Source organism: Tsukamurella serpentis (assembly GCF_054780975.1).
In genome coordinates this window covers 122526-134166 of record NZ_BAAGVH010000005.1, presented here as the reverse complement: position 1 = coordinate 134166, position 11641 = coordinate 122526, and the positions used below count along the sequence as shown (strand labels likewise).

The 11641-nt window shown below is 68.6% G+C and carries 10 protein-coding genes; 7 read left to right on the top strand and 3 right to left on the bottom strand.

What is annotated here, in order from left to right:
• The first annotated feature begins 301 nt into the window (after positions 1-301).
• Complete coding sequence (locus tag ACYVHG_RS13695; protein ID WP_461168016.1) at positions 302-592, top strand: Uma2 family endonuclease; 291 nt, start codon at positions 302-304, stop codon at positions 590-592.
• A 248-nt stretch (positions 593-840) separates the two neighbouring features.
• Here ACYVHG_RS13695 and ACYVHG_RS13690 read toward each other — a convergent pair whose 3' ends face one another.
• Complete coding sequence (locus ACYVHG_RS13690; RefSeq protein ID WP_461168015.1) at positions 841-1734, bottom strand: hypothetical protein; 894 nt, start codon at positions 1732-1734, stop codon at positions 841-843.
• Between the two features lie 253 nt (positions 1735-1987).
• On the opposite strand from ACYVHG_RS13690, the gene ACYVHG_RS13685 reads away from it, so the two are divergent.
• From ACYVHG_RS13685 to ACYVHG_RS13660, 6 genes are all read left to right on the top strand, one after another.
• Positions 1988-2308: a hypothetical protein gene (locus ACYVHG_RS13685; RefSeq protein WP_461168014.1), complete on the top strand. Its 321-nt coding sequence runs from the start codon at positions 1988-1990 to the stop codon at positions 2306-2308.
• 54 nt (positions 2309-2362) lie between these two features.
• On the top strand, positions 2363-4333 hold the full coding sequence (gene uvrC, locus ACYVHG_RS13680) for an excinuclease ABC subunit UvrC (RefSeq protein ID WP_461168013.1): 1971 nt from the start codon (positions 2363-2365) through the stop codon (positions 4331-4333).
• Positions 4330-5397 carry an SLC13 family permease gene (locus ACYVHG_RS13675; RefSeq protein ID WP_461168012.1) on the top strand — a complete coding sequence of 356 codons (1068 nt, stop codon included), beginning with the start codon at positions 4330-4332 and terminating at the stop codon, positions 5395-5397. The genes uvrC and ACYVHG_RS13675 overlap by 4 nt, the downstream gene beginning before the upstream one ends.
• A 78-nt stretch (positions 5398-5475) precedes the next feature.
• Entirely contained in the window at positions 5476-6519 is a 1044-nt protein-coding gene (locus tag ACYVHG_RS13670; protein ID WP_461168027.1) for an iron ABC transporter substrate-binding protein, read from the top strand.
• A 68-nt stretch (positions 6520-6587) separates the two neighbouring features.
• Positions 6588-8045: an ABC transporter permease gene (locus tag ACYVHG_RS13665; protein ID WP_461168011.1), complete on the top strand. Its 1458-nt coding sequence runs from the start codon at positions 6588-6590 to the stop codon at positions 8043-8045.
• Positions 8042-9103, top strand: coding sequence for an ABC transporter ATP-binding protein (locus ACYVHG_RS13660; protein ID WP_461168010.1), 1062 nt, complete (start codon positions 8042-8044; stop codon positions 9101-9103). The genes ACYVHG_RS13665 and ACYVHG_RS13660 overlap by 4 nt, the downstream gene beginning before the upstream one ends.
• On the opposite strand, the gene ggt is transcribed toward ACYVHG_RS13660, so the two are convergent.
• Both ggt and ACYVHG_RS13650 read right to left on the bottom strand, forming a co-directional pair.
• A complete protein-coding gene (gene ggt, locus ACYVHG_RS13655; RefSeq protein ID WP_461168009.1) occupies positions 9104-11077 on the bottom strand; it encodes a gamma-glutamyltransferase in 1974 nt (657 codons plus the stop codon).
• Positions 11078-11136: 59 nt separating this feature from the next.
• Positions 11137-11616 (bottom strand): M15 family metallopeptidase, encoded by a 480-nt coding sequence (locus ACYVHG_RS13650; RefSeq protein WP_461168008.1) that lies wholly within the window; start codon positions 11614-11616, stop codon positions 11137-11139.
• Between the last annotated feature and the right edge of the window lie 25 nt (positions 11617-11641).

Below are 11641 nucleotides of genomic sequence, written 5' to 3'. Positions count from 1 at the left end.
ATGGACTCCTCTCCTGTAGCAACGACGCTACAGATCAGGTGTCCGGAGAACCGGGGCAAGCTCCTCTCGTGCAGCAGTAGTACGTGCGCGCGACTTCTACAAGTCGAGGCGCAAGAACGTCTGGGGTGCGCGCCACAACCGGAATGTCAGGGAAGGCGCCCGGTGCCGGTGCCGCGCGTGGTGTGCGCGCCGCCGCCGATGCGAGTGCGCCGCGACTGATCGTACGAACCGTGGACAGGCGAAAACAACGCAGTCCTAGTAGGCAGGCACACACCTCCCGACTTCGTCCTAGACTTGTGCCATGCCCGCTGCGACCCGACCGCACCTCCTTTCGCTGAAGGAGTGGCGCGCCTTGGGGGAGGACACGGCGTCGCGCGCGGAGCTTCAGGAGGGGGCCCTGATCGTGTCGCCACCGCCGAGTTCGAAGCACTCTCTGGCGCTGTCCAGGCTGTGGGCGATCATCGGTGCCGCCGCTCCAGCGGGTTTCGCGGTGCGCGAGGAGGTCGACGTCATCCTCGATGCCCAGACCCCGGCGACCGTCCGTGTGCCCGACGTTGTGGTGTTGCGCGAAGGGGCGCTGGAGCCGTACTAAGCGGCCGATGTGCTGCTCGCCGTCGAGGTGCGGTGCCCCGGAACCCGTCGTGTAGACCTGGTCATGAAGCGCAGCGGATACGCCGACGCAGGCATTCCCCACTACAGGATCGTCGACCTCGCCCCGTCGGCGCCTCACCTGTAACAATACGCGGTAATCGGCCGCGCATCACCGGCGAGGGTGGCCATCTGATGTTCGACACCTCGCTCGTCAGTGGACTCCGCGGACGCTGCCGACCACGCGCATGATCAGGCCTCCGGCTCGGGCAGGTTGAAGAACTTCGCGGCCAAGTCCTCGTTCGGCCTGAAATACAGCCTGCCGTCTGCGGTGAGGTGGGCGACTGCGTCGAGGTCGCCGGCCGAGGTCAAGTGGTAGGTGATCTCGCACGCAGATCCGGGTCCACTCCGATACAAGCTGTCGACGGTGCTCGCGAAGACGTTCACCTGGTCGAAGAGGTCTTCAGCGTCGATCGGAAGGAAGAGGAGCACGTCGCGGGTCGGAGCGGCGACGAGGTGACCGTGTTCGGCGGAGGACAGATGCTCCTGCGCGAAGGTAGCCGCGTACAGCAGTCGCGAAGGTCCGAAGAAGTCGTTGAACTGGAAGGCCACGACTGGAATGCTCGATCCGTCGATTCCCAGGTCGACGAGCTGGGGCTCGGGAACCGACAGCCTGTGCAGGTTGTTGACCGCGATACGGCCTACCTCGACTGGACTGCCGAGGTGGGTGAAATGATCTGCGGCGAGCAGCTCGACGACATGGGTGGGATAGTCCGCGGCGAAGATCATCGAGAGTCCGGGAACGATTCCCACGAAGGGGTAATCGGTATCTGCATCAGCCGGGGGCGTGCTCCGAACCAGGCGGGGGTAGATGTTCGCTTCCGTCACCTCGGAGTCGTTCGCGTCGCGGATGCGCTCCAGGTTGGTGATCCACGCGTCGACCACCTCGATCCACTCGGATTCTGGAACGTCTGCGACGTGTGCAGCGAGGTTGGCCAGCCCAAGGATTGCGTCGCCGACCTGGAAGGCGTCGTGGTCGTGGGGTGTGCACGGCAAGCCCCGCGCGGCGCAGACGTGCTCGACCATGCCTCGAAGTGTGATCGTCTGCGCGCGGGTGAGCGGTTCGAGTGTGCTGAAGTCGGTCATGATGATCCCTCGGTAGCGCATGCACGGGGTTCCGCGGCCGGCCACTTTCGGACCAACCGATCAGGATGCCGTGCCCGCCTGACATGTTTGAATCAAAGCAGCTCATCGATGTTCATGCAGTTCAATCGCAGGTTGGATGAGCTGCAGCTGCCTGGACGTCGACGCCCAGTGCAGGCGGCCCGACGTGCCTCTGTGGAGGAAACCGGCAGCTCGCTGTACGTGCGCATCCAGGCTGGGCGATCACAGTCTTCGTATGACCAAGATGAAGAAATTGATCGGATCAGCACTCCTGGGCGCCGCCGTACTCGGCGGCGTCGGATCGGTTGGCGCAGGCATCGCGTCGGCGGATCCGGGACGCACGGGCGTCACCCAGGACGACCATCGTGGTGACGGCCGAGAACGCCCTGTTGGTGACCGCACCGCCGACCGGGACCGGGCGCGTACGAACGGCGAGAACCCGAACTGGCGGCCCGGCCCCGTCTACCGCCAGGGAGCGTGGCACACGCCCGTCTGGGACGAGGGCCGCAATCACTGGGGATTCTGGCTCGGGCCGATCTGGATTCCCGTCGGCTGAACCGCCCGACCCTCCTACACCCGACATGTCGGCCACCCGTCCTAGGGTGGACGGGTGGCCGATCCGCAGAGTTACCGCCCAGCCCCGGGCAGCATTCCCACGCTGCCCGGCGTGTACAAGTTCCGGGACAAACACGGCCGTGTCATCTACGTCGGCAAGGCCAAATCGCTGCGGAGTCGGCTGAACTCCTACTTCGCCGACGTCTACGGCCTGCACCCGCGCACCTACCAGATGGTCACCACCGCCGCGTCCGTCGAATGGACGGTGGTCACCACCGAGGTCGAGGCACTGCAACTCGAATACAACTGGATCAAGGAGTTCGATCCCCAGTTCAATGTCCGGTACCGCGACGACAAGACCTACCCCATGCTCGCGGTCACCTTGAACGAGGAGTACCCACGGCTCTACGTCTACCGCGGCCCGCGTCGCAAGGGCGTGCGCTACTTCGGTCCGTACAGTCACGCCTGGGCCATCCGGGAGACCCTCGACCTGCTGCTGCGAGTCTTCCCCGCCCGCACCTGCTCGGCAGGAGTGTTCAAGCGGCACAACCAGATGGGCCGCCCCTGCCTGCTCGGCTACATCGACAAGTGCTCCGCACCCTGTATCGGCCGGGTCACCGCGGCCGAGCATCGTCACACCGTTGAGGACTTCTGCGACTTCCTCGCCGGCAAGACCGACAACCTGATCAAACACCTCGAGAACGACATGTTCGCCGCCAGCGACGATCTCGATTTCGAGCGCGCGGCCCGCCTGCGCGACGACGTCTCCGCGCTGCGTAAGGCCGTGGAGAAGCAGGCCGTGGTGCTCGGCGACGGCACCGACGCCGACGTCATCGCCTTCACCGCCGATGACCTCGAAGCCGCTGTGCAGATCTTCCACGTCCGCGGCGGCCGAGTACGCGGCCAACGGGGCTGGGTGGTGGAGAAACCGGGCGACGCGGAGACCAGCGAGAACGCCGAGCTCGTCGAGCAGTTCCTCACCCAGTTCTACGGCGAGGAGGCCGAGCGCGCCCAGCAGTCCGGCGATGGTGCAGCGAGCCCCGTCCCCCGCGAGGTGCTGGTCCCGGTTCTGCCCGACGACGCCGACGAAGTGCAGGACTGGCTCACGGAACTGCGCGGCTCCCGGGTCTCACTGCGCATCCCGCAGCGCGGCGATAAGCGCACCTTGATGGAGACCGTCGAACGCAACGCCTCCGAAGCTCTTCACCAGCACAAACTCAAACGCTCCGGCGATCTCACCGCACGCTCGGCGGCGCTCCAGGGCCTACAGGACGCCCTCGGCCTCGACGAGGCGCCGCTGCGGATCGAGTGTGTGGACATCAGCCACATACAGGGCTCGGACGTGGTGGCATCACTGGTGGTCTTCGAGGACGGACTGGCGAAGAAGTCCGACTACCGCCACTATTCGATCAAGGAGGCCGCCGGCGAAGGCCACAGCGACGATGTGGCCTCCATCGCCGAGGTCACCCGCCGCCGCTTCCTCCGGCACCGCGCCGACGCGCACCAGGACGAGGGCGCCGACGGGGGAGACCTCGCGCCCGAGGCCGCGATCGACCCGCAGACCGGCCGTCCCCGCAGGTTCGCGTACCCGCCGAACCTGTACGTGGTCGACGGCGGCGCACCCCAGGCCGCCGCTGCGCAGGCCGTCCTGGACGAACTCGGAGTGACCGACGTCGCGGTGGTCGGCCTCGCGAAAAGACTGGAGGAGGTGTGGGTTCCCGGTGACGACGACCCCGTCATCCTCCCGCGCAGCTCCGACGCCCTGTTCCTGCTGCAGCGGGTGCGCGACGAGGCCCACCGTTTCGCGATCTCGTTCCACCGCAACAAACGGTCCAAGCGGATGACCACGAGCGCGCTCGACGCGATCCCCGGCTTGGGGAATACGCGGAAGGCTGCTCTGATCAAGCACTTCGGGTCGGTCGCGAAGCTACGCGCCGCGAGCCTGGAGGAGATCGTGGAGGTCCCCGGGATCGGCCTCACCACCGCCCGCACCGTGCTCGACGGTCTGCGCGCAGACGCCCCGTGAGCGTCTCCGCAGCGGTCGAGCAGATCGCTCCGGTACTGATCTTCCTGCTCGCGATCACCGTGGTCGCCGAGATCGCGCAGGTGGCGGGTGTGTTCGATGCCCTCGGTGTGCTCGCGGCACGCCTCGGGCGCGGACGGGTTCTGCTGATGTGGCTGGCAGTGGTGGCCGTGGCCTGCGCGGCGACGATCGTGCTCAGTCTGGACACCACCGCAGTGCTGCTCACCCCGGTCGTTCTCGCCGCGACGTCCCGGCTGGGACTGGCGCCGCTGCCCTTCGCGATGACCACCGTGTGGCTGGCGAACACAGCCTCGCTGCTGCTGCCCGTCTCGAATCTCACCAACCTGCTCGCCGTCTACCACCTCGACGGCGGAGTGCGCACGTATGTCGCGCTGTCCTGGAAACCGGCGACCGCGGCGATCGTGGTGACGGTGTCGATCCTGTACCTGCTGCATCGTCGCGACCTACGCGGGCGCTACCGCCCGCCGAACTTCGAGCGGCCGCCGGACCGGGTGCTGTTCGCCGGTGCAGCAACGATCTGCGCGGCGCTCGGCCCCGCCTTCCTCCTCGGCGCGCCGCCGGCGGCAGCGGCGACGGCTGCGGCGGCACTTCTGCTCGCGCTGCTCGCCGTCCGCGCCCCGGCGAGGCTGCGCGAGGTGGTGGTGCCGTGGCGGATGGTGCTGATACTGGTGATCGTCTTCGCAGCTGTACAGGTCGCGCTGACGCTGGGCCTGGAAGCGGCGCTCGGCCGGGTCGCGGGTACCGGGACTGCAACCGCTGACCTGATGCGCCTGGCCGCCACGGGGGCACTGGCCTCGAACACGGTGAACAACCTGCCCGCCTACCTGGCCCTCGAACCTGCCGCGCAGGGCGAGCCGGTGCGGCTGATGGCCCTGCTGATCGGCGTCGGAGTCGCGCCGTTGGTCACCGTCTGGGCCTCACTCGCGACGTTGCTCTGGCGTGATCGCTGCGGGCGCGCGGGAGTCCGGATCAGTGCACGCCGATTCGCCGCGCAGGGGGCGATCGTCGCCGTGGCGGCGTCCTTCGCGGCTGTGCTCACCCTGTGAGTATGCTTAGTGTAGCGTCGCCTTACCCCGGAGTTCCGGAACAATTTCATTGCATAAGAGAAGGATTCGACGATGTCGATGCGTAAGCGCTCCACCCTCGCGGCCGCACTGGTTGCGGTAGCCTCGCTCACGATCACGGCCTGCGGTTCGAGCGGCGACGGTGCAGCACCGTCGAGCTCCGGCACGGCCGGTGGCGGCGAGCTGACCCTGTACAACGCCCAGCACGACACCCTCACCAAGGAATGGGTGGAGAAGTTCACCGCCGAGACCGGGGTCAAGGTCAACATCCGGCAGGGCAAGGACTCCGAGCTCGCGCAGCAGATCATCGCCGAGCGTGACCGTTCCCCGGCCGACGTCTTCCTCACCGAGAACTCCCCGGCGATGACCCAGGTGGAGAACAAGGGCCTGTTCGCCGACGTCGACCCCGCGACCCTCGCGCAGATCGACAACGGACTCAAGCCCTCCACCGGCAAGTGGACCGGCATCGCGGCCCGCTCGACGGTGCTGGTGTACGACAAGCGCAAGGTCACCCCCGAGCAGCTGCCGAAGTCGATGACCGACCTGGCCTCGCCGGAGTGGAAGGGCCGCTGGAGCGCGTCGCCGTCGGGCGCCGACTTCCAGGCGATCGTCTCGGCGTACCTCCAGCTCAAGGGCGAGCAGGCCACCAAGGACTGGCTGCGCGCGATGAAGGAGAACTCCAAGGCCTACAAGGGCAACGGCGCCGCGATGAAGGCGGTCAACGCCGGCGAGGTCGATACCGCGCTGATCTACCACTACTACTACTACGGTGACCAGGCCAAGACCGGCGAGAACTCCGGCAACGTGGGCACCCACTACTTCAAGAACCAGGACCCGGGCGCCTTCGTCTCCATCTCCGGTGGCGGTGTGCTCAAGTCCTCCAAGAACCAGGCCCAGGCTCAGCAGCTGCTGAAGTTCATCACCTCGAAGACCGGCCAGGAGGTCCTGGAGAAGGGCAACGCGTTCGAGTACCCCGTCGCCTCCGGTGTTCCCGCGAACCCGAAGCTGGTTCCGCTGGCTGATCTGCAGGCGCCCACCGTCGACCCGGCCAAGCTCAACGGCCCCCAGGTCGTGTCGCTGATGACCGAAGCGGGTCTGCTCTGAGACTGCTCACCGCTGCGGCCGCCGTTGTTGCGGCGGTCGCAGCAGTGCCGCTGGGCTTCGTCGTCTACATGACCGTGGACACCGGATGGACCGAATCCCTGCGGCTGGTCCTGCGGCCCCGTGTCGGTGAGCTGCTCACCAACACCGTGCTGCTCACCGTGATCGCGGTGCCGTTGACGGTGCTCATCGGCGTCGGCGGCGCCTGGCTGGTCGAACGCACCACCCTGTTCGGGCACCGTGTCTGGTCGCTGCTGCTCGCCGCGCCCCTGGCGATCCCCGCCTTCGTCGGCAGCTACGGCTGGGTCTCGGCGATCCCGTCGCTGGCCGGCTTGTGGTCCGGAGTGCTGATCGCGGTGCTGTTCTACTACCCGTTGGTCTACATCCCCGTCGCCGCCGCCCTCAGCAGGCTCGACCCCGCCCTGGAGGAGTCCGCTGCGGCGCTGGGCCTGGGACCGTGGCGGGTCTTCGTCCGGGTGACGCTGCCGCAACTGCGGCTGGCGATGCTCGGCGGTGCGGTTCTGGTCGCACTGCACCTGCTCGCCGAGTACGGCGCCTTCGCCATGATCCGGTTCGACACCTTCACCACCGCGATCATGGTGCAGTACCAATCCACCTTCAACGGCACCGCCGGGTCGATGCTCGCCGGTGTGCTGGCCCTGCTGTGCCTGCTCCTGCTGGTCGGGGAGGTGTCGGCGCGCGGAAAGGCCCGCTACGCCCGGGTCGGATCGGGTGCCGTCGCCCGGCCCACCCGGATCGCCCTGCACGGCTATCACCTGCCCGCCCAATTCGCTGTGGCCGCCCTGGTGACCGCCGCGCTCGGCCTTCCCCTGTGGTTCGTGATCGGCTGGACCATCCGCGGTCTGGCGACCACCGCACCGACCGAGTTGCTCGACGCGCTGGGAACCTCCCTCGGCTACGGCGCAGCGACTGCCGTCCTCACCGTCGCCGCCGCCTTTCCGCTCGCCTACCTGGCAGTACGGCGCCCCAACCCGATCACCCGCGGACTCGAAGCATCCACGTACGTCAGCAGCGCGATGCCCGGCATCGTCATCGGTCTCGCCCTGGTGACGGTCTCCATCCGAGCCTTCCCCGATCTGTACCAGAGCGCGACGGTGCTGGTGCTCGCGTACGTGCTGCTGTTCCTGCCGCGAGCCGCGGTCGGACTGCGCGCCGGACTCGCGCAGGCGCCACCGTCGCTCGAGGAGGCCGCCCGCGGACTCGGAGCCCGGCCCGCCGTCGCCTTCGGGCGGATCACGCTGCGACTCACCGCGCCCGCCGCCGCGGCGGGTGCCGCCCTGGTCTTCCTGGCCGTGACCAACGAGCTCACCGCCACCTTGATCCTCGCGCCCACCGGCACCCGCACCCTGGCCACCGAGTTCTGGGCCAAGAGCAGCGAGATCGACTACGCCGGAGCCGCCCCGTTCGCGCTGGCCATGGTGATCCTCTCGTTGCCCACCACGTACCTGCTGTTCCGCCAGTCCCGACGGTCCGCCGGCGGCAGCACCAGCCCGAGAGGAACCAGATGACCGACACCGCCTCCGGCCCCGTCGGCGCCGAGCTGCGACTACGCGAACTCACCAAGAGCTTCGGGAACGAGCCCGTCCTGCGCGGCGTCGATCTCACGGTGCCCGCAGGGTCGATCACCGCTGTCGTCGGGCCGTCGGGTTCCGGCAAGACCACCCTGTTGCGCCTGGTCGCGGGGTTCGCCCGACCCGATGGCGGCACCGTCCGACTCGGTGATCGTGAACTCGCCTCCGACACCGGCTGGGTGCCCGCGCACCGGCGCGGCGTGGGCTACGTCGCGCAGGACGGCGCCCTGTTCCCGCATCTGTCCGTGGCCCGCAACATCGCCTTCGGCCTGCAACGATCGATACTTCCGGCGACCCGCCGCACCGTCACTTCCCGGGTGGCCGAGTTGCTGGAGATGGTCTCCCTGGACACTCGGCTGGCCGCCCGGTATCCGCACGAACTGTCCGGTGGGCAGCAGCAGCGCGTGGCCCTGGCGCGGGCACTCGCCGGTAGACCCCGGATCATGTTGCTCGACGAGTCGTTCTCGGCGCTCGACGCCGGACTGCGGGTGGCCACCCGCGCCGCCGTCGCGGACGTGCTCAGCGCCACCGGCGTCACCGCGGTCCTGGTCACTCACGACCAGTCCGAGGCGCTGTCCTTCGCGGGACAGGTCGCAGTCCTGCGTGACGGTGCCCTCGCCCAGGTCGGCACGCCCACCGAGGTGTACCTGCGCCCACAGACCGCCGCCACCGCCCGCTTCCTCGGTGACGTGGTGATCCTCGACGGTGACATCTCCGGCGGCGCCGCGCAGACCGAACTGGGCCGGCTGCCGGTGTCCGGCCAGGGCAGCGGACCCGCGCAGCTGCTGCTCCGGCCGGAACAGATCAGGCTCGCGGCCGACGGCACCTGCGCTCAGGTGGAGCGGATCGAGTTCTTCGGCCCGGACGCCACCGTGGACCTGCGGCTGGAAGCCGGCTCCGCGATCACCATCCGGCTACCCAGCACCGAACTGCCCGCCGTGGGCGAGGATGTGCACCTCTCGGTGGTGGGCAGTGCGGTGCCGCTGCGGGACTGATCAGCCGCCGCCCAGCACGATCCCCTCGCGCCGCGGATCCGCGCCCCCGGCGAGCACATCGCGTTGAGCGATGATCGCCGACAGTCCGGAGACCTGCGGTGCGGCATTGACCTGGTGGCCCAGCGCCCGCAACTGTTCGATCACCTTCTGTCCCTCCGGGCCGCCGACCGCCGGGTGACCACTGTCGATGTTCGTCTTCGGTGAGTTCGCGGCACCGAAGTTCGCCATTCCCACCGACTGCTGGGGATTGAGCCCCCAATCGGTGAGCCCGATGACCGTCTTGATCACGTACTGGATGATCACCGAGCCGCCGGGGGAGCCGAGCGCGCCCAATGCGTCACCGCGGGCACCGTCGGCGCCGCGGCTGAACAGGATCGTCGGAGACATCGAACTGCGTGGCCGCTTGTTCGGCTGCACCCGGTTCGCCACCGGTTTGCCCGTGGAATCAGCCGGCTCCGCGGAGAAGTCGGTGAGCTGATTGTTGAGCAGGAAGCCGTCCACCATGTGGTACGAGCCGAACGCCGACTCGATCGTGGTGGTCATCGAGGCGATGTTGCCGTACTTGTCGATCGCCGTGATGTGGCTGGTTCCGTGCTCCGGGGTGGTGGTCACACCCGGTGCGCCGGTGCGGAAGTCGCCGGCCGCGGCGGTGCCCATCGACCTGTTCCGGTCGATCGATCCGGCTCGTCCTCGCAGGTACGCAGGATCGACCAGCGCAGCGGGGGACCCACCCGGGAGCGGTACGAAATCCGGGTCGGCGATGTACTTGTCGCGGTCCGCGTAGGCCAGACGCTCCGCCTCGGAGATCAGGTGGACGGCCTCTGCGGTCGGCACCCCGCCGTCCGGACCGGGATCACCGTTACTCACCGCGGCGGGCCCCAGCTTCGACAGATCGAACGAATCGAGGATGCCCAGAGCCTGCGCAACGGTGATTCCACCCGACGACGGTGCCGGCATACCGCACAACACCCGGTCCCGATACGGGGTGCACAGCGCCTCCCGCGTCTTGACGGTGTACCCGGCCAGGTCCTCGACCGTCATCGTGCCCGCGGTACGGCCGCCGGAGCTATCGCGCACCGACGCCACGATCGCCTCGGCGATGGCACCGGTGTAGAAGGCCTTCGCTCCTTCGGAGGCGATGGCGCCCAGGGTTTTCGCGTATGCGGGATTGGTGAGCCGTACCCCGGCCTTCTTCGGTGCGCCGTCGGGTTCGAGGAAGTAGCTCCGCAGGTCGGCGTCGTTGGCGAAGTTCTTCGCCTCCTCGGCGATCGCCCCGGCCAGGCGTGGGCTGATCTCGAAGCCGTCATCGGCGATCCGCACAGCTGGATCGAACAGTTCGCGCCAGCTCCGGTTGCCGTGCTCGCTGTGCACCGCTTCGAGTAGTCGCACAGCGCCCGGCACACCGATCGCCCGACCCGATGACCGCGCATCCGGCTTGGGCGCGGTTCGGTCCTCCGGGGAGATCCAGCGCAGGTAGTTCTCGTCGGCGCCGGCCGGTGCGGTCTCACGTCCGTCGTAGGCCTGCACCTTCTGCGACTTCGCGTCGTAATACAGCAGGAAGGCGCCGCCGGCGATACCCGACGACTGCGGCTCCACCAGGCCGAGTACCGTCTGCGCCGCGACCAGGGCATCTGCGGCGGTACCGCCCTGCTCGAGGACCTGGCACGCAGCCTTCGTGGCGACCGGATTGGCCGTGGCCACCGCGTAGTTCTTCGCATTCGTCACCGGCAGGCCGGACCGGTAGCCGGACGAACCCTCGGGGGTGGTGCTGATGTCCCGCGCCCCGGTCGAGGCCGCCGCCGACGGGCGGAACATGGTGCCCGTGACCCCCGCCGCATCACACCCGGCCGCCGCGACCGCCACCGTCGACGAGGGGCCGCCGCCCGAACCGGAGGTACTGCACGACGTCAGCGCCAAGGGAATCACGAGTGCGGCTGCGGCCGCGGGCTTGAGACGGATCACGGTGCCCTCCATGGTCGTATCCAGGAAACCTAACACCGGCCAGCAGGCCGGGGAAGGGAACCGCAGCGGCTTCAGCGCATCGACGCATCCGGCACCGTCGGCGGGCACACCCCGCCGGCCGCGGTGACCAGCTCGAAGTGCCACCACTCGTTGTCGAAGGTGCGGCACAGGCCCCACCGGTTGCCGTTCCGCTGCAACCAGGCCGCGCTCTGCCACGGACCGACGTCGACCGCCCGGCCGCTGACGTGCGTCGACTCCTGCGGCGGCAGCACCCACCGCCGGGCCGCGGCCGATGAGCCGTACTGCGCCGACCCCTGCTCCCACAGCGCCTGCTGCTGGTCCCACGACCGCTTCCCGGACGTGATGCTCAGCGCAACCCCTTCGTCGGCGGCGGCCTGCTGCGCGGCCGAGTAAGCCTGCGCCAGAGCCGGATCCAGTCCGTCGCTGCCGGGCGCGGCGGACGCCGGAGCGCTCACCGCGAGTCCGGACGAGGCGATGACGGCGAGAACGGACGACGCGATGAGCGCACGGGAGCGCAGCGGGGAGGACACGGTGACGACTGTAGGCGCAAGGCCG